Source organism: Streptomyces sp. NBC_01217, assembly GCF_035994185.1.
Lineage (GTDB): Bacteria > Actinomycetota > Actinomycetes > Streptomycetales > Streptomycetaceae > Streptomyces.
The window spans coordinates 2,964,886-2,990,981 of the sequence record NZ_CP108538.1; the positions used below are offsets into that span (position 1 = coordinate 2,964,886).

19 protein-coding genes and 1 pseudogene are annotated in these 26,096 nt (G+C 71.2%); 5 read left to right on the forward strand and 15 right to left on the reverse strand.

What is annotated here, in order from left to right:
* Positions 1-80: 80 nt before the first annotated feature.
* The 6 genes from OG507_RS13035 to hrcA all read right to left on the reverse strand — a co-directional run bounded on the left by OG507_RS13035 (position 81) and on the right by hrcA (position 8,201).
* A complete protein-coding gene (locus tag OG507_RS13035) occupies positions 81-3,317 on the reverse strand; it encodes a S41 family peptidase (protein ID WP_327367360.1) in 3,237 nt (1,078 codons plus the stop codon).
* Between the two features lie 80 nt (positions 3,318-3,397).
* Entirely contained in the window at positions 3,398-3,928 is a 531-nt protein-coding gene (locus tag OG507_RS13040; RefSeq protein ID WP_327367361.1) for a hypothetical protein, read from the reverse strand.
* 121 nt (positions 3,929-4,049) lie between these two features.
* The gene (locus tag OG507_RS13045) at positions 4,050-4,796 is read right to left on the reverse strand and encodes a 16S rRNA (uracil(1498)-N(3))-methyltransferase (RefSeq protein ID WP_327367362.1); all 747 of its coding nucleotides are present in this window, start codon (positions 4,794-4,796) and stop codon (positions 4,050-4,052) included.
* Positions 4,793-5,869: a nitronate monooxygenase gene (locus tag OG507_RS13050; protein ID WP_327367363.1), complete on the reverse strand. Its 1,077-nt coding sequence runs from the start codon at positions 5,867-5,869 to the stop codon at positions 4,793-4,795. The genes OG507_RS13045 and OG507_RS13050 overlap by 4 nt, the downstream gene beginning before the upstream one ends.
* 178 nt (positions 5,870-6,047) lie before the next feature.
* A complete protein-coding gene (gene dnaJ / locus OG507_RS13055; protein ID WP_327367364.1) occupies positions 6,048-7,184 on the reverse strand; it encodes a molecular chaperone DnaJ in 1,137 nt (378 codons plus the stop codon).
* Positions 7,185-8,201 (reverse strand): heat-inducible transcriptional repressor HrcA, encoded by a 1,017-nt coding sequence (gene hrcA, locus OG507_RS13060; RefSeq protein ID WP_327371956.1) that lies wholly within the window; start codon positions 8,199-8,201, stop codon positions 7,185-7,187.
* Between the two features lie 196 nt (positions 8,202-8,397).
* Here hrcA and OG507_RS13065 point away from each other — a divergent pair, with 196 nt between their 5' ends.
* Together OG507_RS13065 and OG507_RS13070 are read left to right on the forward strand one after the other, a co-directional pair.
* Positions 8,398-9,120 carry an MBL fold metallo-hydrolase gene (locus OG507_RS13065; RefSeq protein ID WP_327367365.1) on the forward strand — a complete coding sequence of 241 codons (723 nt, stop codon included), beginning with the start codon at positions 8,398-8,400 and terminating at the stop codon, positions 9,118-9,120.
* 25 nt (positions 9,121-9,145) lie between these two features.
* On the forward strand, positions 9,146-9,979 hold the full coding sequence (locus tag OG507_RS13070; protein ID WP_327367366.1) for a DUF3097 domain-containing protein: 834 nt from the start codon (positions 9,146-9,148) through the stop codon (positions 9,977-9,979).
* Positions 9,980-10,037: 58 nt separating this feature from the next.
* Here OG507_RS13070 and hemW read toward each other — a convergent pair whose 3' ends face one another.
* From hemW to lepA, 4 genes are all read right to left on the reverse strand, one after another.
* Positions 10,038-11,279: a radical SAM family heme chaperone HemW gene (gene hemW, locus OG507_RS13075; protein ID WP_327367367.1), complete on the reverse strand. Its 1,242-nt coding sequence runs from the start codon at positions 11,277-11,279 to the stop codon at positions 10,038-10,040.
* A gap of 94 nt (positions 11,280-11,373) precedes the next feature.
* A complete protein-coding gene (locus OG507_RS13080) occupies positions 11,374-13,305 on the reverse strand; it encodes a SpoIIE family protein phosphatase (RefSeq protein ID WP_327371957.1) in 1,932 nt (643 codons plus the stop codon).
* 217 nt (positions 13,306-13,522) lie between these two features.
* Entirely contained in the window at positions 13,523-15,412 is a 1,890-nt protein-coding gene (locus tag OG507_RS13085) for an AMP-dependent synthetase/ligase (RefSeq protein ID WP_327367368.1), read from the reverse strand.
* A gap of 333 nt (positions 15,413-15,745) precedes the next feature.
* Positions 15,746-17,620, reverse strand: coding sequence for a translation elongation factor 4 (gene lepA / locus OG507_RS13090; RefSeq protein WP_327367369.1), 1,875 nt, complete (start codon positions 17,618-17,620; stop codon positions 15,746-15,748).
* Positions 17,621-17,835: 215 nt separating this feature from the next.
* Here lepA and rpsT point away from each other — a divergent pair, with 215 nt between their 5' ends.
* On the forward strand, positions 17,836-18,102 hold the full coding sequence (gene rpsT / locus OG507_RS13095) for a 30S ribosomal protein S20 (protein WP_093897085.1): 267 nt from the start codon (positions 17,836-17,838) through the stop codon (positions 18,100-18,102).
* Positions 18,103-18,365: 263 nt separating this feature from the next.
* On the opposite strand, the gene holA is transcribed toward rpsT, so the two are convergent.
* Positions 18,366-19,352: a DNA polymerase III subunit delta gene (gene holA / locus OG507_RS13100; protein WP_327367370.1), complete on the reverse strand. Its 987-nt coding sequence runs from the start codon at positions 19,350-19,352 to the stop codon at positions 18,366-18,368.
* A 77-nt stretch (positions 19,353-19,429) separates the two neighbouring features.
* Between holA and OG507_RS13105 the strand changes: the two genes are divergently transcribed.
* Positions 19,430-19,675: a hypothetical protein gene (locus OG507_RS13105; RefSeq protein WP_327367371.1), complete on the forward strand. Its 246-nt coding sequence runs from the start codon at positions 19,430-19,432 to the stop codon at positions 19,673-19,675.
* A gap of 23 nt (positions 19,676-19,698) precedes the next feature.
* On the opposite strand, the gene OG507_RS13110 is transcribed toward OG507_RS13105, so the two are convergent.
* Both OG507_RS13110 and OG507_RS13115 read right to left on the reverse strand, forming a co-directional pair.
* On the reverse strand, positions 19,699-20,583 hold the full coding sequence (locus OG507_RS13110; protein ID WP_327367372.1) for a YceI family protein: 885 nt from the start codon (positions 20,581-20,583) through the stop codon (positions 19,699-19,701).
* A 308-nt stretch (positions 20,584-20,891) separates the two neighbouring features.
* Positions 20,892-21,875: pseudogene (locus tag OG507_RS13115) on the reverse strand (IS5 family transposase).
* A 128-nt stretch (positions 21,876-22,003) separates the two neighbouring features.
* Here OG507_RS13115 and OG507_RS13120 point away from each other — a divergent pair.
* On the forward strand, positions 22,004-22,459 hold the full coding sequence (locus tag OG507_RS13120; RefSeq protein WP_327367373.1) for a pyridoxamine 5'-phosphate oxidase family protein: 456 nt from the start codon (positions 22,004-22,006) through the stop codon (positions 22,457-22,459).
* A gap of 26 nt (positions 22,460-22,485) precedes the next feature.
* Here the strand turns inward: OG507_RS13120 and OG507_RS13125 are convergent, their stop codons facing one another.
* Positions 22,486-25,056: a ComEC/Rec2 family competence protein gene (locus tag OG507_RS13125; RefSeq protein ID WP_327367374.1), complete on the reverse strand. Its 2,571-nt coding sequence runs from the start codon at positions 25,054-25,056 to the stop codon at positions 22,486-22,488.
* Complete coding sequence (locus tag OG507_RS13130) at positions 25,053-25,709, reverse strand: ComEA family DNA-binding protein (RefSeq protein ID WP_327367375.1); 657 nt, start codon at positions 25,707-25,709, stop codon at positions 25,053-25,055. The genes OG507_RS13125 and OG507_RS13130 overlap by 4 nt, the downstream gene beginning before the upstream one ends.
* Positions 25,710-26,096: the final 387 nt, after the last annotated feature.

The following is a 26,096-nucleotide window of genomic DNA, read 5'->3' on the forward strand; positions in this document are numbered from 1 at the left end:
CCGGCACGATCGAGCCCCTCCGGCGACTGAGAAGCGGGGGTCCGGGGCAGCAGAGCCCCCGAACCCCCGGCACCCGCCTCCTACGCCCCCGGCCGCTCCGGCGCCCGCTTGGCCGGGGTCTCCGCCAGCGCCGCTAGCGCGATCCGGATCGCCTCGTCCAGCTGCGGATCCCGCCCCGCCACATGGTCCTGCGGCGCCATCACGACCTCGACATCGGGATCGACCCCGTGGTTCTCCACGCCCCAGCCGTATCCCTCCAGCCAGAACGCGTACTTGGGCTGGGTGACCGACGTACCGTCGACGAGCTTGTACCGGCTGTCGATGCCGACCACCCCGCCCCAGGTGCGCGTACCGACCACGGGACCGATGCGCAGCGCCTTGATCGCGGCGTTCACGATGTCGCCGTCCGAGCCGGAGAACTCGTTGGCGACGGCCACCACCGGGCCGCGCGGCGCGTCATCCGGGTAGCTGTACGGCTGCATGCCGCGCGGCAGGTCCCAGCCGACGATGCGCCGGGCGAGCTTCTCCACGATCAGCTGCGAGGTGTGGCCGCCCCGGTTCTCCCGGACGTCCACGACCAGGCCCTCGCGGGCCACTTCGATCCGCAGATCGCGGTGGAGCTGCGCCCAGCCCGAGCCGACCATGTCGGGGACATGGAGATAGCCGAGGCGTCCGCCGGAGTGCTCGTGGACGTAGGCCCGCCGGTCGGCGACCCATGCGTGGTAGCGCAGCGCCTCCTCGTCGGCGACCGGTACGACGACGACATGGCGCGAGTCGCCGCCGTCCACCGGGGAGACCGTCAGCTCGACCGGTTTGCCGGCCGAGCCGGTGAGCAGCGGGCCGGGCCCGGCCACCGGGTCGACCGGGCTCCCGTCGACGGCGAGGATCGCGTCCCCGACGCGCACCGCGACCCCGGGTGCGGCCAGCGGCGAGCGGGCCTCCGGGTCGGAGGTCTCCGAGGGCAGGATGCGGTCGATGCGCCAACTTCCCTCGTCCGTACGGGAGATGTCCGCGCCGAGCAGCCCCTGCCGGGCCGAGTCGTCGCGCCAGCCGCCGGGCGGCGTCACATAGGCGTGCGAGGTGCCGAGCTCCCCCTGCACCTCCCACAGCAGGTCCATCAGGTCGTCATGGGTGGCGACGCGCTCCAGCACCGGGCGGTAGCGGTCCAGGACCCCGTCCCAGTCGATGCCGCTCATGTCGGGGCGCCAGAAGTTGTCCCGCATGATGCGCCCGGCCTCGTCGTACATCTGGCGCCACTCGGCGGCCGGGTCAAGGGTCCGGCGGATCCGGGAGAGGTCGACGGTGACGTTGCCGTCGCTGCCGCCGTCGTGGTCGTCGTCACCGGCCGGGACACGGCTGTCGGACGGTGCGACACGCAGCTTGCCCCGGGTGTGCAGGACGATCCGCTTGCCGTCGCCGCTGACCGCGAAGCCACCGACGTCCGAGGCGAGTTCCTCGCAGCGCAGCTTTTCCAGGTCGTACCGTTCGAGGACGGTCTCGGGCCGCCGCGCGTCGGGCGTGGCGCCGCTCGTGCCGAGCACCCCGGTCACCGGGTGGTTCAGCCACAGCAGCCCGTCCTTCGCGGCGCGCAGCGAGGAGTAGCTGGCGGCCTCGACCGGCATCGGCACGATCCGGTCGGCGAGTCCGTCGAGGTCGATCCGGGTGACGGGCAGTGCGGTCGGGTTGTCCTCGCCATCGCCGGCGCCCTTCTCCTTCTCGGTCGGGCGGCCGTGGAGCTGCGGTCCGAACGGGGAGGGTGTGGTGGCCGCGAGCGTCAGCAGATGCGGGCGGCAGGCGCCGATGAACGCGAGGTCGAAGACATGGGCGTCGTAGACCGGGTCGAAGGCCCGCTCGGAGAGGAACGCGAGGTGCTTGCCGTCGGTGGTGAACGCGGGGGCGAAGTCCCGGAAGCGCAGCGGGGTGGCCTCGGCGACGGAGAGATCGGCGAGGTGCGCGAGCTTGAGCTGCCTGAGCGGCTCGGGGCCGGGGTGCGACCAGGCGAGCCAGGAGGAGTCGGGCGAGAAGACGAGGCCGGAGGCGTCGCCGTGCTCGCTGCGGTCCACCTCGTGGACCTCGCCGCTCTCCCGCTCGACGATCAGGACCCGCCCGTCGTGCGCGGCGACGGCGAACCGGCTGCCGTCCGGGGCCGCTTCCAGGTCGAGGACCCTGCCGATACGGCCCGCGGCGAGGCGGCGCGGCACGGCGCCCGGTGCGGTGCCGGTGGCGGGTGCGCACTCCAGGGCGTCGTCGCCCTCGGCGTCGGTGACCCAGACGACGTGCTGGTCGCCGTCGGCCTGGAAGGTGCGGGGCATCCTGGCCCGTACGCCGGGTTCGACGGCGAGTGCGCGGGCCGGGCCCTCGCGGTGGGTGACCCAGTGGACGGCGCCGCGCGTCCCGACGGCGCTGCCGCGGCCCGTGCGGTCCGGGGACGCGGAGTCGAGGTGACTGCCGGCGTGCACGGAGTGCGGCTGGAGGTCTGCGCGCTGGCCGCCGAGCCGGATGGCGACGCGGCGCGGCTCGGCGCCTTCGAGGTCCTCCAGCAGCCAGAGCTCACCGGCCGAGGCGTAGCCGACGCGGGTGCCGTCGGTGGTCGCGTGGCGGGCGTAGAACCCTTCGACGCCGGTGTGGCGGCGCAGGTCCGAGCCGTCGGGCAGCGAGGAGTAGAGCGCGCCGACGCCTTCGTGGTCGGAGAGGAAGGCCACTCGGTCGCCCACCCACATCGGCGCCTCGATGTTCCCGTCGAGGTCCTCGTGCAGCCGTACGAACTCCGCCGGGCCGTCGGTCGCGCCCTCTTCCGCGATCCACAGCTTGCCCGCGGTGCCGCCCCGGTAGCGCTTCCAGGCGGCGGCCTCGCGCCCCATGGTGGCCGAGAGCAGCAGGACCCGTCCGCCGGGTCCGTACGCGAGGGAGCCGACCGGCCCGTACGGCAGGGTCCGCGCGGGACCGCCGTCGACCGGGACGGCCCTGGCCCAGCTGCGCCGCAGCGATGCCTGCCCCTGGGTGCTGATGACCAGTACGTCGCCCTCGGGCGTCCAGCCGCGTACGGAGGTCCGTGCGTCGCCCCAGTAGGTGAGCCGCCTGGAGGGGCCGCCGTCGACCGGTGCGACGTGCACTTCGGGCATTCCGTCCCGGGTGGACGTCCAGGCCACCCAGGTTCCGTCGGGAGATATCCGCGGATTGGTGACAGGTCGGTTGTCGGCGCTGACGCGCCAGGCCCGGCCGCCGTCCAGCGGCGCCAGCCAGACATCGTCCTCGGCGGTGAAGGCGATCAAATCGCCTTGGACATGGGGGTATCGGAGGTAGGCAGGCTGTGTCACATCGATCACCCTAGGCCGCGGAAGTGCTCTGCGTAACTGGGTTGGCCGGAGTACGCCGGGTGGTTGCGTGCCGGACGCACTCATTTGTCCCGGGGCGATTCGGTCACCGTGACCGTCACGGTGACCGCCGGACGGGCGCCGCCGGCGCCGTCCAGGGGCGGATCGGCCGCGGTGGTCGACGGGGCGGCGTCGCAGTCGCCGAGCACATCGGCCCGGAACACGTCCTTCCCGCCGGTCCTGGCGGTCAGGTCCCCGCGCACGCACCGCCCGTCGAGCGCCTGAGTCACCTTGCCGTTGAGCGTGATGTCCTTGCCGTTCCCGGTCTTTCCGGTGCAGGCGACGTCCGCGATCCGGCGCGGGGAGGCGGTGGGCGAGGCACCCCGGACCCGGTCCCCGTCGACGTCGGCCGTGCAGTTCAGCCACCGCACATCGACCCCGTTGCGTTCCAGGTCGCTGGTGCCGGCCAGGTCGGTGGTCACGGCGATGGATGCGGAGTTCAGACTGCCCGTCGGCTCACAGGCCACGACACCCGCGACCGCCGCGACCGCGAGTGCGGACGCGGCCAGAAAGCGACGGGTCCTTCCCTGACTCCATGCCCTTGATGTCCCCATAAGGGCAGCTTCCCACCGTTACCCCCCGGGAGGGTAGACGGCTTGCGGCCACAAAGGGGCGGCTCCGGCGCGCCGGTGGGGGCTTGCACCCGGCCGGCCGGTGCGCCCCCACCGAAGCGGCTTACGACCAGCGGCCGGTGCGCCCCAGCAGCAGTGCCGTCGCCGCCGTGCCGGCCGTCGAGGTGCGCAGGACGGACGTTCCGAGCCGGCAGGTCCGGGCGCCCGCCGCGGCGAAGGCCGCCAGTTCGTCCGGCGACACCCCGCCCTCGGGGCCGACGACCAGCACGATCTCGCCCTGGGTGGGGAGTTGGACGGTGGCCAGCGGCTCACTGTCGTGGCCCCGGTCCTCGTGCAGGACGGCGGCGAAGTCCGCCGCGGCCAGAAGCGCGGCAACCTGCTTGGTCGTCAGCGCGTCCGCCACCTCGGGGAAGCGCACCCGGCGCGACTGCTTGCCCGCCTCCCGGGCGGTGTTGCGCCATTTCGCGAGGGACTTGAGGCCGCGGTCGCCCTTCCACTGCGTGATGCAGCGCGCCGCCTGCCAAGGCACGATCGCGTCGACACCGGTCTCCGTCATAGTCTCGACGGCGACCTCGCCGCGGTCGCCCTTGGGCAGGGCCTGGACGACGGTGACACGGGGCGTGGGCCACGGCTCCTCCTGGACCGCCGTCAGATCGGTGACGACGAGCCGGTCCTTGCCCTCGGCGGCCCTGACGACGCCTTCCGTCCAGCGGCCGAGGCCGTCCGTCAGCACGACGTCCTCACCGGCGTGCAGCCGCTTCACCGATACGGCGTGCCGTCCCTCGGGTCCTTCCAGGACGAACTCGGGCCCCTCGGGGACCTGTTCGACGACGAAGACCGGTGCGGTCACTGCGTACTCCCTGTGCTCACTGCCGCGCGCGCGGCGTCCAGTTCTTCGGCGAGCAGCTCGATCAGCCGGCCGGCGGGCAGCTCGCGTGCCATCCGGTGCCCCTGCCCCGCCCACAGTGCCATGCCCTGCGCGTCCCCGGCCCTGGCCGCCGCCCGGCGCAGCCCGGCGGTCAGATAGTGGACCTGCGGGTACGCGGCGGGGGCGTACGGGCCGTGCTCACGCATGAAGCGGTTGACCAGACCGCGGGCCGGGCGGCCGGAGAACGCCCGGGTCAGGGCGGTCCGTACGAACAGCGGATTGGTCAGCGCCTGCTTGTGCAGCAGATGCGCCCCGGACTCGGGACAGACTAGGAATGCCGTGCCGAGCTGCGCCGCCTCCGCGCCCGCGGCGAGCACCGCGGCGATCTGGGATCCGCGCATCAGCCCGCCCGCGGCGATGAGCGGCACCTGCACGGTCTCGCGGACCTGGGACACCAGGGAGAGCAGCCCGATCCCGGTGCCGTCGGTCTGCGGGTCGTCGCGGTGGGTGGACTGGTGGCCGCCCGCCTCTATGCCCTGGACACAGACCGCGTCGGCACCCGCCCACTGGGCGGCCTGGGCCTCCTCGGGCGTGGTGACCGTCACGACGGTGTACGTGCCGACGCCGGCGAACGCGTCGAGAGTCTCGCGGGTCGGGCAGCCGAAGGTGAACGAGACGGCTGGGACCGGGTCGTCCAGGAGGATGGCGAGCTTGGCCTCGTAGCCGTCGTCGCCGCCGCTGGAGTCCGGGTCGTCGAGCGGGGTCTCGTACCAGGCCGCCTCACCGGCGAGCTGATGCCGGTACACCTCGACGGCGCTCGGGTCGGCGAGACCCGGTTGCGGCATGAAGAGATTTACGCCGAAGGGCTGACCGGTCAGCCCGCGCAGCTGTTTGATCTCGTTGTACATGCCGTCCGCCGTCTTGTACCCGGCGGCGAGAAAGCCCAGCCCGCCCGCTTCGGCGACGGCCGAGACGAGCTGCGGACAGGATGTTCCACCGGCCATCGGGGCCTGCACGATCGGATACCGGCAGAGATCGGTCAACACGGATGACATGACCGCATCGTGCCACGTCCCGTGCGCCATGGCGTGCGCGGCCTGCGGTCCGCTTTGCCCGCAAACACCGGGCGGTCCGCTTTGCCCGCAAACACCGGGCGGGCCGGTCCGCCCTCACACCCCGGACGGGCTCGGCAGGCGAGCCCGTCCGGCGGAAGTGAGCAGGGTGCCGGGGCCGTCAGCGGCCGTTGAAGGCGTCCTTCAGACGGGAGAACAGCCCCTGCTGCCCGGGCTGGAACTGCCCGGTGGGCCGCTCCTCGCCACGCATCTTCGACAGCTCCCGCAGCAGTCGCTCCTGCTCCGGGTCCAGCTTCGTCGGGGTCATCACCTCGACGTGCACGATCAGGTCGCCGCGCCCGCCGCCCCGCAGATGCGTGATGCCGCGTCCGTGCAGCGGGACGGACTGGCCGGACTGGGTGCCGGGCCGGATGTCGACCTCCTCCAGGCCGTCGAGCGTCTCCAGCGGCACCTTCGTGCCGAGCGCGCCCGCCGTCATGGGGATGGTGACCGTGCAGTGCAGGTCGTCGCCCCGGCGCTGGAACACCGCGTGCGACAGCTCGTGGATCTCCACGTACAGATCGCCGGCCGGGCCGCCGCCGGGGCCGACCTCGCCCTCGCCCGCGAGCTGGATGCGGGTGCCGTTGTCGACACCGGCGGGGATCTTCACGGTGAGCGTGCGCCGCGACCGGATGCGGCCGTCACCGGCGCACTCCGGACACGGGGTCGGCACGACCGTACCGAAGCCCTGGCACTGCGGGCAGGGCCGCGAGGTCATGACCTGGCCGAGGAAGGACCGGGTGACCTGGGAGACCTCGCCGCGGCCGCGGCACATGTCACAGGTCTGGGCGGAGGTGCCGGGTGCGGCGCCCTCGCCGTTGCAGGTCGCACAGACGACGGCCGTGTCGACCTGGATGTCCTTGGTGGTGCCGAACGCGGCCTCGGAGAGATCGATCTCCAGACGGATCATCGCGTCCTGGCCGCGCCGGGTGCGCGAACGGGGTCCGCGCTGCGACGACGTACCGAAGAACGCGTCCATGATGTCGGAGAAGTTGCCGAAGCCGCCCTGTCCGAATCCGCCCGCGCCACCGCCGCCGGAGGCGGACAGCGGGTCGCCGCCGAGGTCGTAGACCTGCTTCTTCTGCGGGTCCGACAGCACCTCGTAGGCGGCGTTGATCTCCTTGAACCGCTCCTGGGTCTTCGGATCGGGGTTCACATCCGGATGCAGCTCGCGGGCGAGCCTCCGGAAGGCCTTCTTGATCTCGTCCTGAGATGCGTCGCGGCGCACGCCGAGTACGGCGTAGTAGTCCGTGGCCACTTACGACTCCGCCAGGATCTGTCCGACGTAACGTGCCACTGCGCGTACCGCTCCCATCGTTCCGGGGTAGTCCATGCGGGTCGGTCCGACCACGCCGAGTTTGGCGACTGCCTCGTCGCCCGAACCGTAGCCGACCGCGACGACGGACGTGGAGTTGAGCCCCTCGTAGGCGTTCTCGTGCCCGATACGTACGGTCATGCCCGAGTCCTTGGCCTCGCCGAGCAGCTTCAGCAGCACGACCTGCTCCTCCAATGCCTCCAGCACCGGCCGGATCATCACAGGGAAGTCGTGCCCGAAGCGGGTGAGGTTGGAGGTGCCGCCGATCAACAGCCGCTCCTCCGTCTCCTCGACGAGGGTTTCGAGCAGGGTGGAGAGCACGGTGGACACGGTTCCCCGGTCCTCGCTCTCGAAGGATTCCGGCAGATCCTGCACCAGTTGCGGAACGTCCGCGAAACGGCGTCCCACGACCCGGCTGTTGAGCCGGGCCCGCAGATCGGCGAGAGAACTCTCACCGAACGGGGCGGGGCAGTCGATCATGCGCTGTTCGACCCGGCCGGTGTCCGTGATCAGCACGAGCATCAGCCGGGCCGCCGCCAGCGACAGCAGTTCCACATGCCGGACCGTCGACCGGGTCAGCGAGGGGTACTGCACGATGGCGACCTGCCGGGTCAGCTGCGCGAGCAGCCGTACGGTGCGGCCCACGACATCGTCGAGGTCGACCGCGCCGTCGAGGAAATTGTGAATGGCACGGCGCTCCGGCGACGAGAGGGGCTTGACGCCCGCGAGCTTGTCGACGAAGAGCCGGTAGCCCTTGTCCGTCGGGATGCGGCCCGCGCTGGTGTGCGGCTGGGCGATGAAGCCCTCGTCCTCCAGCACCGCCATGTCGTTGCGGACGGTGGCCGGGGAGACCCCCAGCTTGTGCCGCTCGGTGAGCGCCTTGGAACCCACGGGCTCCTCGGTGCCGACGTAGTCCTGGACGATGGCGCGCAGCACTTCGAGTCTGCGTTCGCTGAGCATCGCGCACACCTCCAGCTGTGTTCCTCGGTGGTTCTCGGGCCGTTCCTGCTTCATTCCCAGGAATCCGCCTGGCACTCTGTCCGTACGAGTGCCAGCAACCCCCCGGCCAGTGTACGGCGGTCGAGTGGGGGCCTAGCAAGAGCGACCGGCCACGCTACCGCGAGACTGCGCAGGTCGTTGCCGATAGCGTCGCGGTATGGACGCCTCTTGGGAAGAGTTCGGCTGGGAGCGACTCGGTCACGGAGTGGGCCGGCGGCGCCTTCCCGGTTGGGATGCGACGGTCGCACTGGTGGTCGGAGCGGATGGAGTGCTGCTGCACGACACCGGATCGACACTGCGCGAAGGCGCGGAAGTACGCACCCAGGCACAGGCCCTGCTCGGCCGGAGGGTGACGCATATCGCACTCAGCCACCCCCACTTCGACCATGTGCTGGGCACCGCCGCGTTCTCCGGCGCCCAGGTGTACGGAGCGGTCGGCATGGCCGCGCTGCTGAAGCTCGGGGCCGACGATCTGCGCGCCTCCGCGATCCGCCACGGGGTGTCCGAACACGAGGCGACCGAGGCCACCGACGCACTGGTGGCACCGCAGCACGAGGTGCGCGGCGAGTGGACGCTCGATCTGGGCGGCGGCCGTCAGGTGCTGCTGGCGAATGTGGGCCCCGCCCACAGCGGCCACGATCTGGCGGTACTCGTCCCCGGCTCCCCCGCCGTGGTGCTCTGCGGCGACCTGGTCGAGGAGTCCGGCGAACCGCAGGCGGGCCGGGACGCGGTCCCGTCCCGCTGGCCGGCCGCGCTGGACCGGCTGCTGGCGCTGGGCGGCGAGGACGCGGTGTACGTTCCGGGGCACGGGGCGGTGGTGGACGCGGCGTTCGTACGGGACCAGCGCGACCGGCTGGCCGCCCTCTTCGGCGTGTCGTGATGTGTGGTCGTCCTATCGTCATCCGATGCGCAGTTACCAGCCGGACCTGACCCCGCCGTGGAAGAAGTCCGCCCCCGTTCCCGAGGTCCCCGCCGAGCCCGATCTGGTCGTGGAGGAGGTCTCCACCGGCTTCTGCGGTGCGGTGATCCGCTGCGAGAAGACGGCCCAGGGTCCGACGGTGACCCTGGAGGACCGCTTCGGCAAGCACCGGGTGTTCCCGATGGAGCCGCGCGGATTCCTGCTGGAGGGCCGGGTGGTCACGCTCGTACGCCCGTCGGCGGCCGCTCCCACGCGCCCCGCACGCACGGCCTCGGGCTCGGTCGCGGTACCCGGGGCGCGCGCCCGGGTGGCGCGGGCCGGCCGGATCTATGTGGAGGGCCGCCACGACGCGGAGCTGGTCGAGCGCGTCTGGGGTGACGATCTGCGGATCGAGGGCGTGGTCGTCGAGTACCTGGAGGGCATCGACGACCTCCCGGCCATCGTGCGCGCCTTCTCCCCCGGTCCGGACGCCAGACTGGGCGTCCTGGTCGACCACCTGGTCCCCGGCTCCAAGGAGTCCCGCATCGCCGAGCAGGTCTCGGACGGATACGTACTGGTGGTGGGCCACCCGTACATCGACGTCTGGGAGGCGGTGAAGCCGTCGTCCGTCGGCATCCCCGCCTGGCCGGTGATCCCGCGCGGCCAGGACTGGAAGACGGGCGTGTGCCGCGCACTGGCCTGGCCGGAGAACACGGGCGCGGCCTGGCAGCGCATCCTGTCCACGGTCCACTCCTACCGCGACCTGGAGCCGTCGCTGCTGGGTTCGATGGAACACCTGATCGACTTCGTGACAGCGCCCGGATCCAGCCCTTCCGACTGACCTTTCAGCCCCTTTGGCGTTTGAGGAGCGGGGGTCCGGGGGCAGCGCCCCCGCCCCCTCAGTCCACCAGGTCCCGCACCACCGCATCCGCCAACAAGCGCCCCCGCAAGGTAAGCACCGCCCGCCCCTGCTCGTACGGACCAGGCTCCAGCAGCCCGTCCGCCAGAGCGCGCCGGGAGGCGGCCAGCCCCGCCGGTTCCAGCAGTGACAACGGGCACCCGTCCGCGAGCCGCAGCTCCAGCAGGATCCGCTCGACCCGCCGGTCCTCGGCGGAGAGGATCTCGCGTCCGGCCCCCGGCGACCGCCCCTCGGCCAGCGCCTGCGCGTACGCCCCCGGATGCTTCACATTCCACCAGCGCACCCCGCCGACGTGGCTGTGCGCCCCCGGCCCGGCGCCCCACCAGTCGGCGCCACGCCAGTACAGCTCGTTGTGCAGGCACCGGCCCTCGGGCGTACGGGCCCAGTTCGACACCTCGTACCAGGAGAAGCCCGCAGCGGCCATCGCCTCGTCCGCGATCAGATACCGGTCGGCGTGGGCGTCGTCATCGGTCATCGGGATCTCGCCGCGCCGGATCCGCCGCGCCAGCTGCGTGCCCTCCTCGACGATCAGCGCGTACGCCGACACATGGTCCGGCCCCGCCCCGATCGCCGCGTCCAGCGAGGCACGCCAGTCGTCGTCGGACTCCCCGGGAGTGCCGTAGATCAGATCGAGATTGACGTGCTCGAAGCCCGCTGCCCTCGCCTCCGCGACGCATGCCTCGGGCCGCCCCGGCGTATGCGTACGGTCCAGGATCTTCAGTACGTGCTGCCGCGCGCTCTGCATCCCGAACGAGATCCGGTTGAACCCACCCTCCCGCAGCTCGGCCAGATAGGCCGGACCGACGGACTCCGGATTGGCCTCGGTGGTGATCTCGGCATCGTCCGCGAGCCCGAACTCCTCGCGGATCGCCCCCAGCATCCGTACGAGATCCCCGGCGGCCAGCAGGGTCGGCGTACCGCCGCCGACGAAGACCGTACGGACCGTACGCGGATCATCGCCGAGGACCTTCCGGGCCTGGCGGACCTCGCCGATCAGATGGGCGGCGTAGTTGTCCCTGGAGGCCAGCGCACCGCCGGAGCCGCGCAGCTCGGTGGCGGTGTAGGTGTTGAAGTCGCAGTAGCCGCAGCGGGTCGCGCAGTAGGGCACATGCAGGTAGAAGCCGAGCGGCCGGTCGGCGGCGCCTTCCAGGGCATGGCGGGGCAGCGCCCCGTCGTCGGGTACGGGTTCACCATCGGGCAGTACGGAAGGCATACCGCCCATTGTGACTCGCCGCCGCGGATCCCCGGGCCATGCCCATGATCACGCAGACCGCCCGCCCCGTCCTCCCCTGGGAGGGCGCCTCCAGAAGGGCGCCTCACCCGGCCTGCAACACCAGCAACGCCAGATCGTCATCCGGCGGCCGCTCGGCGAATTCGTGCACGGCCCGCTTGATCCGGTCCGCGATCCCGTCCGCCGACAGACCGGTGCAGTCGGCCAGCGCCATGGCCAGACCGTCCCCGTCGTCGAACATCAGCGCCCCGGAGCGCCGCTCCGTCACCCCGTCCGTGACGCACAGCAGGCTGTCGCCCGGCGCCAGCTCGAAGCTCTGGCTCTCGTACGCGACGTCGTCGAAGATCCCGAGCAGCATCTGCGGCTCGGCGGCCGGGCGCACCTCGCCGCCGGGCCGCAGCAGCAGCGGCAGCGGGTGGCCGGCGCTGGCCAGGGTGCAGCGAACACCGCCGCCGGGCAGCGGCACCAGTTCTCCGTACAGCAGGGAGAGGAAGCGTGACTGCCCGGTGTCCGCCGTCTGCTGGCCGCCCGCCGCGGCCACCATGAGCGCGGCCGCCTCGGCGGCCTCCATCGCGTCGTCGAGGAGCAGCCGGTTGAGCCGGTCCAGCACCTCGCCTACGCCGAAGCCCTCGCGGGCCAGCAGCCGCAGCCAGGGCCGGGCGAGACCGGTGACGACGGCCGCCTCGGGGCCGCTGCCCTGCACATCGCCGAGGACGAAGCACCAGCGGTCGCCGGGGCACGGGAAGATGTCGTAGAAGTCACCGCCGACGACTCCGTCGTCGCTGGGTTCGTACACCAGCGAGCTGGTGACGCCGGGTATGTCGGCGACCTTGCTGGGCAGCAGTGCCCGCTGCAGGATGCGGCTGATGGTGGCCTGCCGGGTGTACGCGCGGGCGGCGCCGACGGCCAGGCCGACACGGCGTACGAAGTCCTCGATCAGGGCGGTCACTTCGTCGGGTACGCGTGCCGTGCCCTCCCTGGCGAGGAGTACGGCGCCGAGTGTGCGGCCTCCCGAGGTGATCCGGTAGGCGAGGGCGGACCCGGTGCGCCCGTCGGATTCCGCTTCCGTGCCGTCCTCCTCGCCACCGGGCCAGGGCATGGAGACGGGGCCCGTACCCACCCGCTCGGGCAGCCGGATCGGGCCCTGCTCCAGCACCGTGCGCAGCTGCCCGGTCTCGGCCTCGTCCCGGTGCCAGACGCTGGCGAGCCGGGGGACGGCCGAGGGGCCGCCGTTCTCGGGTTCCAGCCAGATCGCGCACCAGTCGGCGAGCCTGGGCACCAGTAACTGCCCGGCGAGCGCCGCGACGATGTCCTCGTCGAGCTGGCCGGCGAGCAGGTCCGACGCCTCGGCGAGGAACGAGAGCGCGCCGCGGCCCGCCCAGTCCGCGTCGTCGCGCAGGGCGCGCCGGGCGCTGGGGGCGAGCAGCTCGGCGGCGCGCAGCCCCTGCTGGAAGCCGGGCTCGGCCGACGGTTCGGGAAACGGGTTCCAGTCGTCGACCGGGAGCCGGGCCCAGACGGTCTTGAGGCCGGTGCGGTAGGTGATGCCCCAGCGCTCGGCGAGGGTGCCGACGAGCTGGAGCCCGCGACCGTACTCCGCGGGCTCCTCGGGGCCGGCGGGGGCCTCGCCCTCCGCCTCTTCCGCCGCGCCGCCCGCCTCCGGGCGTTCGCTGCGCACGGCGCGGGCCGGGTGGTGGTCGGAGACCTCCAGCACCAGGGCCGCGGCCTCGTCCTCGGCGGCCTCCTCCAGCCGGCAGAGCAGCTCGACATGGGTCCCGGCGTGCACGACCGCGTTGGTGACCAGTTCGCTGACGACGACCGAGGCGTCATCGGCGAGACGCTCGCTGAAGCCCACGGCCGTCGGCAGTCCGAGCCTGGTCCACTCGGTGAGCGCTGCGCGGACGAACCGGCGGGCCGCGGAGGGTGCGAGGAGATTGCCGGGCAGGGACGTACGGGCGACCGGCCGCGCATCCGCGTGGCCGACATTGATACCGGGACGCTGAACGATGTCCCGCTGCAAGGGAACGGACCCCACGGTGCAGCTCCTGACCTGTTCTCGCTCTGTCTGTCTGTTCTCGTTCTGTTCTCGTTCTGTTCTCGCTGGGCGCCGCTGACGACACCGACAGAGTGACAGATGGACCCTGCCCATAAGCGACGAGTTGCCGAAGTGGGCAGAGAAAATGAGCGGAGAAGAACAGCGGAAGCCGCACCGCGCGGCCCGTCCGCAAGGACCCGTACTACGCCTCGCGGGCCCCCGCGTACATGTCGTCGATGAGGCCCTTGTACTCGCGCTCGACGACCGGCCGCTTCAGCTTCAGACTGGGCGTCAGCTCGCCGTGCTCGATGTCGAGATCGCGAGGCAGCAGCCGGAACTTCTTGATGGTCTGCCAGCGCTGCAGCCCCTCGTTGAGCCGCCTCACATAGCCCTCGATGAGCTCGACGGTCTGCGGGGACGCCACCACTTCGGCGTACGGCTTCCCGCCCAGGCCGTTCTCGGCGGCCCAGCCGAGGATGGTCGGCTCGTCCAGTGCGATCAGGGCGGTGCAGAAGTTACGGTCCGCGCCGTGCACCAGGATGTTGGAGACGAACGGGCAGACCGCCTTGAACTGTCCCTCGACCTCCGCCGGGGCGATGTACTTGCCGCCGGACGTCTTGATCAGGTCCTTCTTGCGGTCGGTGATCCGGAGGTAGCCGTCCACGGACAGCTCGCCGATGTCGCCGGTGTGGAGCCAGCCGTCCGCCTCCAGCACCTCGGCGGTCTTCTCCGGCAGCCCCTGGTAGCCCTGCATCAGGCCGGGGCCGCGCAGCAGGATCTCGCCGTCGTCGGCGATCCGTACCTCGGTGCCGGGGAGCGGCTTGCCGACGGTTCCGGTGCGGTAGGCCTCGCCCGGGTTGACGAAGGAGGCGGCGCTGGTCTCGGTGAGGCCGTAGCCCTCCAGGATGTGGATGCCGGCGCCCGCGAAGAAGTAGCCGATGTCGGGGGCGAGCGCCGCGGAGCCGGAGACGCAGGCGCGCAGCCGGCCGCCGAAGGCCTCGCGGATCTTGGCGAAGACGAGCGCGTCGGCGACCTTGTGCTTGGCGCCGAGCGCGAACGGCACGGAGGCCGTGCCGGTGCGCCGGAAGTTGTCCTGCGAGACCGTCGCGTACTCGCGGGCGACCCCGGCCGCCCACTGGAAGATCTTGTACTTGGCCCCGCCACCGGCCCGCGCCTTGGCGGCGACACCGTTGTAGACCTTTTCGAAGATACGGGGGACGGCGGCCATGTACGTCGGCTGGACCACCGGCAGATTCTCGATGATCTTGTCGACCCGGCCGTCGACGGCGGTGACGTGGCCGACCTCGATCTGGCCGGAGGTGAGGACCTTGCCGAAGACGTGCGCGAGCGGCAGCCAGAGGTACTGGACGTCGTCCTTGGTGATCAGGCCGGTCGCCACGGTGGCTTTGGCCATGTACGACCAGTTGTCGTGCGGCAGGCGCACACCCTTGGGGCGGCCGGTGGTGCCCGAGGTGTAGATCAGGGTGGCCAGCTGGTCGGCCGTGATGGCGGCGACCCGCTCCTTGACAGCTTCGGGGGTCTTCGCGAGGTGCTCGGCGCCGCGGGCCTCCAGGTCGGCGAGGGTGAGCACCCAGCCCTCCGGGTCGCCCTCGGCGGGTTCGGCGCCCTCGGGGTCGATGACGACGACATGGGTGAGGTTCGGCAGCTCGGCGCGGCGCTCGCGGGCCTTGGCCAGCTGGCCCGCGTCCTCGGCGATCAGGACCCGGCTCTCGGAGTCGGAGAGGATGAACGCCGACTCCTCGGCGTTGGTCGACGGGTAGATCGTGGTCGTGGCGGCGCCCGCGCACATCACACCGAGGTCGACGAGGATCCACTCCACCCGAGTACCGGCGGCGAGCGCGATGCGCTCCTCCGGCCGCACACCCAGACCGATGAGCCCTGCCGCGATGGCGTACACCCGTTCGGCGGCCTGTGCCCAGCTCAGCGACTTCCACTCATCGGGCCCCTCGCCCGCGGCCGCGGGAACGGGGTAGCGATAGGCCTCCCCGTCCGGGGTGGCCGCCACGCGGTCGATGAAGAGGTTCGCCACGGAGGGCGGTCGGTTCTCGATCAAGGTCTGTGTGTCGCTCACGACATCCTCCGGGCCTGCGGCAGTGCTTCACGACCGGCTGCTGGTTGCTGCTTTGTCCTGTTGCTCGTTCTGTTGCTTGTCCTGTGGTGCTCGATCCCGCTTGTTTAACTGGCGAGTAACTACGAGGCCGTGATCAGGGTAGAGCGCCCGCGTCCGCCGCGTAAGGGGCAACGGGCCGCCGCTTCATAACGAACGGGCCCCTGCGTCGCAGCGCGCTGCGACGCAGGGGCCCGTCGGGCCGCCACCGGGCGGTGGCGGACGGAGCCGGTGTGGCGTCCGGGACAGAAGTGGTGTTGCGTCCCGGGCGAATCCGGTGGGCGTCCGGGGCGTGGGCTACTTCTTGGCCTTGCCCTCCCCGCCCGACTCGTCCGTCGACAGCACGGCGATGAAGGCCTCCTGCGGCACCTCCACATTGCCGACCATCTTCATCCGCTTCTTGCCTTCCTTCTGCTTCTCCAGCAGCTTCCGCTTACGGGAGATGTCACCGCCGTAGCACTTGGCGAGGACGTCCTTGCGGATGGCGCGGACGGTCTCACGGGCGATGACCCGGGAGCCGATGGCCGCCTGGATCGGTACCTCGAAGTTCTGCCGCGGGATCAGCTCACGCAGCTTGGCGACGAGCCGCACGCCGTACGCGTACGCCTTGTCCTTGTGCGTGACCGCGGAGAACGCGTCGACCTTGTCGCCGTGCAGCAGGATGTCGACCTTGACGAGCTGGGCGGACTGCTCGCCGGTGGGCTCGTAGTCGAGGGAGGCGTAACCACGGGTCTTGGACTTCAGCTGGTCGAAGAAGTCGAAGACGATCTCGGCGAGCGGCAGGGTGTAGCGGATCTCGACCCGGTCCTCTGAGAGATAGTCCATGCCGAGCAGGGTGCCGCGCCTGTTCTGGCAGAGCTCCATGATCGCGCCGATGAACTCGCTGGGAGCGAGGACGGTGGCACGTACGACCGGCTCGTGCACCTTGTCGATCTTGCCCTCGGGGAACTCGCTCGGGTTGGTGACGGTGTGCTCGGAGCCGTCCTCCATCTCGACGCGGTAGACCACGTTGGGGGCGGTGGCGATGAGTTCGAGGCCGAACTCGCGCTCCAGGCGCTCGCGGATCACATCGAGGTGGAGCAGGCCGAGGAAACCGACACGGAAGCCGAAGCCGAGGGCCGCGGAGGTCTCCGGCTCGTACACCAGGGCGGCGTCGTTGAGCTGGAGCTTGTCGAGCGCCTCGCGCAGGTCCGGGTAGTCCGAGCCGTCCAGCGGGTACAGGCCCGAGAACACCATCGGCTTGGGGTCCTTGTAGCCGCCCAGCGCCTCGGTCGCGCCCTTGTTCAGGGAGGTGATCGTGTCACCGACCTTGGACTGCCGGACGTCCTTCACGCCGGTGATGATGTAGCCCACCTCACCCACGCCGAGGCCGTCGGCCGGAGTCATCTCCGGGGAGGAGACCCCGATCTCCAGCAGCTCGTGGGTGGCGCCGGTGGACATCATCCTGATGCGCTCGCGCTTGTTGAGCTGACCGTCGACGACACGGACGTACGTGACGACGCCGCGGTACGAGTCGTAGACCGAGTCGAAGATCATCGCGCGGGCGGGGGCGTCGGCCTTGCCGACGGGCGCCGGAACGTCCCTGACCACCCGGTCCAGCAGCGCGTCCACGCCGACACCGGTCTTCGCGGAGACCTTGAGCACGTCCTCCGGCTGGCAGCCGATGAGGTTGGCCAGCTCCTCGGAGAACTTCTCGGGCTGCGCGGCCGGCAGGTCGATCTTGTTGAGCACCGGGACGATGGTGAGGTCGTTCTCCATCGCCAGATAGAGGTTGGCCAGCGTCTGGGCCTCGATGCCCTGTGCGGCGTCGACCAGCAGGACCGTGCCCTCACAGGCGGCGAGCGAGCGGGAGACCTCGTAGGTGAAGTCCACGTGGCCCGGGGTGTCGATCATGTTGAGGACATGGGTGCGGCCCTGGTCCTCGCCCGTGTTGGGTGCCCAGGGCAGACGTACCGCCTGGGACTTGATGGTGATGCCGCGCTCGCGCTCGATGTCCATACGGTCGAGGTACTGAGCGCGCATCTGCCGCTGGTCGACCACGCCCGTCAGCTGGAGCATCCGGTCGGCAAGGGTCGACTTGCCGTGGTCGATGTGCGCGATGATGCAGAAGTTGCGGATCAGCGCCGGGTCGGTACGGCTCGGCTCGGGCACGTTGGTAGGAGTCGCGGGCACGCAGGGTCCTGATTCTTGAGACGCCGAACGCCGTGTCTCGGGTCGATGTCGGTTCGGTCGGATCGATACGTAGCCTCCATCGTCCCATGGTTGTGGGGCGGAGACCGGTTTGGGCCGGTCGGAGCGGGGCTGGTACCGTTGACAGCTGTGCCTCGTGACTCTTTCGGGCCGTGAGGCGCACATCGAAGATCCATCGAACCTGAAAAGGCTCTTTCGTGGCGAACATCAAGTCCCAGATCAAGCGGAACAAGACGAACGAGAAGGCGCGCCTGCGCAACAAGGCCGTCAAGTCCTCGCTCAAGACCGCTATCCGCAAGGCCCGTGAGGCTGCCGTCGCCGGTGACGTCGAGAAGGCCACCACGGCCGCTCGCGACGCCTCCCGCGCGCTCGACAAGGCTGTCTCGAAGGGTGTCATCCACAAGAACGCCGCCGCCAACAAGAAGTCGGCGCTGGCCTCCAAGGTTGCCTCCCTCCAGGGCTGAGCTTCTCTGATGTAATCGCCGGAACGGACCAGCGGGCCCTCTCTCCCGCCCCTGCCCGGCCCCCGCGCCGCACACCGAACCTGCGTTCGCCACGCGGGTGCGGCGCACCAAGCGCGAACGAAGGCCCCGGGCCCCGCTCTCCCCAGAGCGAGCCCGGGGCCTTCGGCGTACCCCATCCGGTCCGTCCGGCAATATCAAGCCCGTCCGGCGATTGAGGACAGGGCCGGCTGCCGGACGACCTCGCACCCTCACCCCGCTCCGGGCTACCGCCCGGCCCGCGCTGCCCGCGCCACCGCGACCACCGCCTTCTCCAGCGCGTACTCCGGATCGTCGCCGCCCCCCTTGACGCCCGCGTCCGCGTCCGCGACCGCCCGCAGCGCCGCGGCCACCCCGTCCGGCGTCCACCCACGCATCTGCTGGCGCACCCGGTCGATCTTCCACGGCGGCATGCCCAGCTCACGGGCGAGGTCCGCGGGCCGCCCCCCGCGCGCCGAGGACAGCTTTCCGATCGCCCGTACGCCCTGCGCCAGCGCGCTGGTGATCAGCACGGGTGCCACCCCCGTCGACAGCGACCAGCGCAGGGCCTCAAGCGCCTCGGCGGCCCGGCCCTCCACTGCGCGGTCGGCGACCGTGAAACTCGATGCCTCCGCGCGGCCCGTGTAGTAGCGGGCGACGACCGCCTCGTCGATCGTGCCCTCGACATCCGCGACGAGCTGCGAGACCGCACTCGCCAGCTCGCGCAGATCGCTGCCGATGGAGTCGACCAGCGCCTGGCACGCCTCGGGGGTCGCCGAGCGCCCCAGCGCCCGGAACTCCGACCGTACGAACGAGAGCCGCTCGGCCGGCTTGGTCGTCTTCGGACACGCGACCTCCCGCGCACCGGCCTTGCGCGCCGCGTCCAGCAGGCCCTTGCCCTTGGCGCCGCCCGCATGCAGCAGCACCAGGGTGATCTCCTCGACCGGATCGCCGAGGTACGCCTTGACGTCCTTGATCGTGTCGGCGGAGAGATCCTGCGCGTTGCGCACGATCACCACCTTGCGCTCGGCGAAGAGCGACGGGCTCGTCAGCTCGGCGAGGGTGCCGGGCTGGAGCTGGTCGGAGGCGAGGTCGCGGACATCCGTGTCGGGGTCGGAGGCCCGGGCGGCCGCCACCACCTGCTGCACGGCGCGGTCGAGGAGCAGGTCCTCCTGTCCCACGGCGAGCGTGAGGGGGGCGAGCGGATCGTCGGTGGAATTCCTTCTGGTGGCCATCGCCGTCCAGCATCCCACGCGCCACTGACAACCCCGTCGGCGGAAGAACGGTGTACGCCGTACGGGAGAATGAGCAGGTGAGCGATGTGAGACATGTACTGGTGCTGCCCGACCGCGATGCCGCGGAGGAGGTGGCCGAAGAGCTCGGCGACCGTTTCGGGATCGCCGAAGAGCCCCAGCTCGTACGCGACGCGCTGGCCGGCGAGGACGACGCCGAGGACGCCCAGTGGCTGGTGATCGTGGAGGACCCGTCGGGGCGGCTGGACTCCGCGGCGCTCGACGCGTTCGCCGCGGAGCACGAGGGCTGGCTCGAAGCGCCCTAGATCCGCCGGAGGCGCCCGTGGGCTCAGTCCTTGGGGACGATCTGGATGTCCATGTCGATGGAGATGCTGGAGCCGACGGCCGCGATGCCGCGGGCCAGCATGGTCTGCCAGGTGAGGGTGAAGTCCTCACGGCGCAGTTCCGTGGTGGCCCGGCAGGCGGCGCGGGTCTCGCCCTCCAGGCCGTTGCCCAGGCCGAGGTACTGGGTGTCCAGCGTGACCGTACGGCTGACGCCGTGCAGGGTGAGCGCGCCGGTGACACCCCAGCGGGTACCACCCCGGTGGACGAAGCGGTCGCTGTAGAACTCCAGCGTCGGATAGCGCCCGACATCGAGGAAGTCGCTGGAGCGCAGATGGTCGTCGCGCATCTGGACGTTCGTGTCGATCGACGCGGCATCGATGATCACGTGCATGGCCGAGTCCTCCATGCGCTCGGCGATCCGTACAGCACCGGCGAAGCTGTTGAACCGGCCGTGGATGCGCGCCATGCCGATGTGCCGGGCCGTGAAGCCGATCTGCGAGTGCATCGGCTCGACCTCCCACTCCCCGGGGTCGGGCAGCTGCGGTGGCGCGGACAGTTGCAGCGTCACATCACCGAGGCTCGCGTGACCGCTCTCGACGACCGTGGCGGCGCCGTGGTACGGGGTGAAGCCCTCAGCAGTGACGGCCAGCCGGTACTCACCGGCCGGGACGGTGGCGAGGACGTTGCCGTACGGGTCCGTCTCACCGGCGACGACCTTGCGGCCCCCGCTGTCCATGACCACGAACTCGGCCTGCTGAACAGCCGCGTTGACCGGATCGAGCACCCGGCAGCTCAGCACTCCCGCGGTGCGCGGCAGCGCGAGCCCGGCGAGCGGGCTGCCACCGGCCGTGTGCGTCGCCTTCCTGCTTCCCAGCCAACGCCCGAACATCTTCAGTACCCCCGGGGGAGATTCACCATGGGGCCTGACGGCTGGACGTCGTTGTCGGAGCAGCGGCCCGCCGACGAGCATGCATTCGATCATCCTTGGGGCGTTCGAGGCAAACGGAAGGTCTGGTCGGAGCTTGGATGGAGGTGTTACCGAAGGTCCGAATTGCTCGTTCCGCTTGTGTGCGTCGGCTCGGAAGTCCGCGAGAGCCCGCGGCCGCGGATCACCCCGCGGGTCCATGGCCGTAGCCTGTCCCGGTGCAGTGCCCTGCGCCATGAGCCGGTGGCCCTAGGTCCTGTACGGAGTTCAGATCATGCTCGTCGGGTGATGCTGCGTAGCCACAGCATCGTGCCGCACAGGTGGAGTCCGGCCAGGTAGCTCTCGGGAGTCTTGTCGTAGCGGGTGGCGATCCCGCGCCAGTTGCGCAGCCGGTTGATGCACCGCTCGACCGTGTTGCGGTCCTTGTACAGCTCGGCGTCGTGACTGACGGGGCGGCCTCCGCGCGAGCCCTTCTTTTGCGGTTGGCCGTCTGGTCCGCCTTCTCCGGGATCACCGCCCGGATTTGGCGTTTGCGCAGGTAGGCGCGGTTGCGGCGGGAGGAGTACGCCTTGTCGCCGGCGACCGCGTCCGGGCGGGTGCGGGGCGGCCCCTCCTGCCACGGACCTTGATCTTGTCCACGACCCGCGCGAACTGCGGGCTGTCACCGGCCTGGCCGGGGGTGAGGACGAACGACAGTGGACGGCAGCGCCGTTCGGCTGACAAGTGCACCTTGCTGGTCAGCCCGCCCCGGGAACGACCGAGCTCAGCAGCCTTCAAACGGGCCCGGCGGCGTCGCCGCAACCGCTGCCGCTCGGCTCGTTCCGGGTCCCCGTCCTGATCGTATTGCGGCTCCCGTCCCTTCTTCCCGCCCCCTTTTCGGACTCTGCGGCCTCCACCAGCGCTTCCAACTGCTCTTCGTCCAGAACCATCCCGGCGGCGTGGTGGTGAGCGCGGGAGGTAGCAGAGTCCACGCTGACCAGCGACAGGTCTGCCTCACCGCGTTCTGCGGCATAACCGATGACCGTCTCCATCAGGTGCTGGAAGACGCCCTCGCGCGTCCAGATACGGAAGCGGTCGTAGACGCTCGACCACGGACCGTACTCGGCAGGCACGTCTCGCCAGGGGCTGCCGGTGCGGAACCGCCACATCGTCGCGTTGAAGTGTTTTCGCAGGTCAGGTATGGGTCCGGATACTCCCAGCGGGAGGTGGGGCTCAATCAGGGACCACTGCTCATCGGTCACATCGCCACGTGCCATACCTGATGGCCTATCAAGCGCACACGGTTCCGCGCTGCGGATTGCCCGAACCGTGATCTGAACTCCGTACAGGACCTAGGACCGTCGACCGAGGCACGCGGTTGCGCGCACTCGCTAGCGTGCGGAGGATGACGAATCCGGAGCCGGCGCGCAGCCGGGAACAGCGCAAGCAGGATGTCCTCGACCGTCTGGAGAAGGACAACGACGCCTGGGTGGCGACCGCTTCGGCGGACGGCGTGCCGACGCTGGTGCCGCTGTCGTTCGTGTGGGACGGGGGGACGCTGCTGATGGCCACCCGGCGCTCCAATCCGACCGCGCGCAATGTGACACCGACCGGACAGGCCAGGATCAGCCTGGGCCACACCCGCGATGTAGTGCTCATCGACGCGACAGCCGAGGTCGTGGAGGGCGCCGAACTCCCCGCGGAATCGGGCGACGCCTTCGCGACGAAACTCGACTGGGACCTGCGTGGCCGCACACCTTGGGTGTACCTCCGCTTCACGCCGTACGCCGTCAGGGCGTGGCGGGAGGAGAACGAACTGACCGGGCGTGAGCTGATGGCCGACGGCAGGTGGCTGATCTGAGACGGGCGCGGGCGGCCGGACTGAAGTCATGAGCGTCCGACCGCCCGCAACCCCGGCCCGGCACCCGTCACCGCGATCGCGCCGTCCAGGTCCGTGCGCAGCACCACCGCTCCCCCGGCCCTGAGCGCCTCGACGGTACGCGCCGCCGGGTGCCCGTACGGGTTGTCCCTGCCCACGCTCACCAACGCGAGTCGCGGGTGAGCGCTGCGCAGCAACGCGGGGTCCTGGTGGGCGGAACCGTGATGGGCGACCTTGAGTACATCCACTCGCGGCAGCGCCGGGTACTGCCGTAACAACCCTTGCTGGGACGGTGGTTCGAGATCTCCGAGGAGCAGTAGGGTCAGTCCGCCGGACCGGACGAACAATGTGACACTGGCGTCGTTGGGCTCCTCCGGTTGGGGTACTGCGGTCGCTCCGTCGGCGGGCCACAGGACCCGCCAGTCGAGCGGGCCGATGCGGCGGCGCTCTCCCGGGGCCGCCTTCATCACAGGAACCCGCGCGACGGCGGCCGTTCTCCGCACGAACGCGGCCTGTTCCGGCGGTTCGTCCAGGCTCGTCGTCTGGATCGCCCCCACTGCTCTGCCCCGCAGCACACCGGGCAGTCCCCGCACATGGTCCGCGTGGAAGTGTGTGAGGACCAGGAGCGGCACCTCGGTGATGCCCAGGTCGCGCAGGCACCGGTCGGCGAGCCGGGGATCGGGACCGGTGTCGACGACCACGCCGGTGCCGTCCCCCGCGGCCAGCACCAGCGCATCGCCCTGTCCGACGTCGCACATCGCGAACGCCCAGTCCGGCGGCGGCCATCCGGTCAGCACCCGGGTGAGCGGCACCGGGCGCAGCACCGCGAGGACCAGTAGCAGCGCGGCGGCCGAGCAGACCCAGGGATGGCGCACGATACGACGGGCAAAGAGCACCACCAGGGCCGTCAGCGCGGTGAGCAGCAGGGCGCCCTTCCCGCCGTCGGGCCAGTCGGTCTCCGCCCCGGGCAGGGCCGCCCCGGTGCGGGCCACCGAGGCGATCCACCCGGCCGGCCACCCCGCGATCCTGGCGAACAGCTCTGCCACCGGCATGGCGACCGGCGCCGTGGCCAGCGCGGCGAACCCGAGGACCGTGGCCGGCGCCACCGCGAACTCGGCCAGCAGATTGCACGGGACCGCCACCAGACTGACCCGGGAGGCGAGCAGCACGACGACCGGCGCACACACCGCCTGCGCCGCGGCGGCCGCGGCCAACGCCTCGGCGAGCCGGGGCGGGACCCGCCGCCGCTGCAGCGCCTCGCTCCATTTCGGGGCGATGGTGAGCAGGGCGCCGGTGGCCAGGACGGAGAGCGCGAAGCCGTAACTTCGCGCCATCCACGGGTCGTACAGCACCAGCAGCAGCACCGCGGCGGCCAAGGCCGGAATCAGTGATCTGCGGCGCCCCGTGCCGATGGCGAGCAGGGTGATCAGTCCGCAGGCCGCGGCCCGCAGCACGCTCGGTTCGGGGCGGCAGACGATGACGAAGGCGAGCGTGAGCCCGCCGCCGAGGAGCGCCGTCATCCGCAACGAGATCCCCAGCCGGGGTGCCAGGCCCCGGCGTTCGACCCGCAATGCCGCGCCCGGCGGTCCGATCAGCAGGACGAGCAGGATCGCCAGGTTGGCACCGGAGACCGCCATCAAGTGGGTGAGGTCGGTCGCCTGGAAGGCATCGTGCAGTTCCGGGGTGAGCCTTGAGGTGTCGCCGACCACCAGGCCCGGCAGCAGTGCCCGTGCATCGGGATCGAGCCGCTCGGTCGCCTGCCGCAGACCGCCGCGCAGATCACCCGCCGTGCGTTGGAGGAAGGAGGGCGGCCCGGTGATGCGGGGCGGGCCTTTGCCCTCGGGGCGAAGTACCGCGGCATTGCGCTCTCCTTCGCGCAGCGGTGGCGCCAGTCGGCCGCCGATGTGAAGTCGCGTGGAAGGGAGCAGCTGCTGCCACCGGGTCATCGATCCGCCGGGCGAGATGATCAGCAGCACTGGCGTGTGCAGCCGGACGACCGCATCGTCGGGCCCGGTCAGCCGCGTGATCTCGGCGTCCATGAGGAGCGAGGCGGGCGTGCTGTGGTCGCCACGCACCCGGGGCCGGGTCTGCCGGGCGTCCGACATCACCGTCACCTCCGCCTCGACCCTCTCGAACCGTTGGGCCAGCCCATGGACCGGCCCCTGCCGTACATCCGCACCGTGCAATCCGGCCGACGCGGCCCCTGCCGCCACACAGAGCAGCACGGCAGCAGTTGCGGTGACAGTGGCGGTGGCGGTGCCAGTGGCGGTGGCGTGCGGTCGTCGCCGGTCGCGTACGGCGCTCTCGTCATCCGCCGCCCCTCCCACGGTCCCGGCCGACAGCCTGCGCCTCGCACGGGCTGCCGATGCTCCCGACATCGCCAGGAGCACCATGGCCGCGCCGACGCAGAGCATCACGCCCGCCGCCGTCCATCGCCCCGGCGCGCTCAGCGCGAGCGCCGCTCCGGCCCAGGCCGCCATGGCCGGTGGGACCAGCCGGAGGTCGACCGGGCCCTCCTGCCGCGGATCCGAGGCACCCAGCCGCCTGCCCGACACCGCATGGACGTCCGGGATGTTCATGGCCCCACCAGCGGCTGGAGATCGGCGAACCGGCGGTCACCGATCCCGTTTACCTCACGGAGTTCGTCGACGGAACGGAAACCACCGTGCTGTGTGCGGTAGTCGACGATGTGCTGGGCGAGAACCGGGCCGACACCGGGCAAGGTGTCGAGTTGTTCGACGGTCGCGCGGTTGAGACTGACCGGTCCGGTCACGCCGCTGCCGCCCGTAGCGGCCCCTCCCGTACCGCTGACGGCAGGAGGGCCCGGCGGGGCGCCCACCACGATCTGCTCCCCGTCCACGAGCACCCGCGCCCGGTTGAGCCCGGTGAGGTCGACACCGGGACGGGCCCCGCCGGCCACGCGCAACGCATCGGCGACCCGCGCGCCGGAGGGCAGTTGATGGATTCCCGGCCTCCGCACCTTCCCGCTCACATCGACGACGACGTGCCCGCCCGGCTCCGTCGCGGATGGCGGCCCCGGTGGCAGTCCCGGGGACGGCTCGGGCACTGCGACGTCGTGCGGTGCCGGGGTCGATGTCCCGTCGTGCGCGGCCTCGTTGACCGAATCAGGAGCGCGTACGGAGTAGGGGCGCGCGGACCAGAAATGCATCGCGGCGAAGGCGGCAGCCGCGAACAGGACAACGGCCAGCGCGGCAAGGGTCTTTGGCTCCAAACCGCATCTGAGCTGCAGCCACACCGGAATCCGCTCCCGCAGAGCGGGAACCAGCCTCTCCCACCGCCTCGGCATCTCAGAAACCGGAGCCGGAGCCGTAGTAGAGGCCGAGGTCGGCGTAGCGGCCGGGGCTGGGGTCGGAGACAGAGGCAAAGGCGGAGGCAGAGACAACGTCGGGGTCGGCGCAGGAGCCGGAGCCGTTGCTGAGGCCGAGGCCGGCCCCGGTCCGGGCCGCGCGGCCGGTCCGCCGTACGCGGCGTCCATGAGGGCGTCCGCGCGACGGCGCGAGGCTGCCGCCACGACGTCCGCACGCCCACGCGACGACCGCCGCCGCCCGGGTCCCAGGCCGGGACCGCTACGGGCGCGGCCGGGACCGCTTCCGCTTCC

What these genes read in the sequence shown, in the direction of transcription:
- OG507_RS13040 (WP_327367361.1), bottom strand. Translation starts at nt 3,928, where the DNA reads ATGGGGACATCAAGGGCATGGAGTCAGGGAAGGACCCGTCGCTTTCTG.
- OG507_RS13050 (WP_327367363.1), bottom strand. Translation starts at nt 5,869, where the DNA reads ATGTCATCCGTGTTGACCGATCTCTGCCGGTATCCGATCGTGCAGGCC.
- hrcA (WP_327371956.1), bottom strand. Translation starts at nt 8,201, where the DNA reads ATGCTCAGCGAACGCAGACTCGAAGTGCTGCGCGCCATCGTCCAGGAC.
- OG507_RS13065 (WP_327367365.1), top strand. Translation starts at nt 8,398, where the DNA reads ATGGACGCCTCTTGGGAAGAGTTCGGCTGGGAGCGACTCGGTCACGGA.
- OG507_RS13070 (WP_327367366.1), top strand. Translation starts at nt 9,146, where the DNA reads ATGCGCAGTTACCAGCCGGACCTGACCCCGCCGTGGAAGAAGTCCGCC.
- hemW (WP_327367367.1), bottom strand. Translation starts at nt 11,279, where the DNA reads ATGGGCGGTATGCCTTCCGTACTGCCCGATGGTGAACCCGTACCCGAC.
- holA (WP_327367370.1), bottom strand. Translation starts at nt 19,352, where the DNA reads ATGGCCACCAGAAGGAATTCCACCGACGATCCGCTCGCCCCCCTCACG.
- OG507_RS13110 (WP_327367372.1), bottom strand. Translation starts at nt 20,583, where the DNA reads ATGTTCGGGCGTTGGCTGGGAAGCAGGAAGGCGACGCACACGGCCGGT.
- OG507_RS13120 (WP_327367373.1), top strand. Translation starts at nt 22,004, where the DNA reads ATGACGAATCCGGAGCCGGCGCGCAGCCGGGAACAGCGCAAGCAGGAT.
- OG507_RS13125 (WP_327367374.1), bottom strand. Translation starts at nt 25,056, where the DNA reads ATGAACATCCCGGACGTCCATGCGGTGTCGGGCAGGCGGCTGGGTGCC.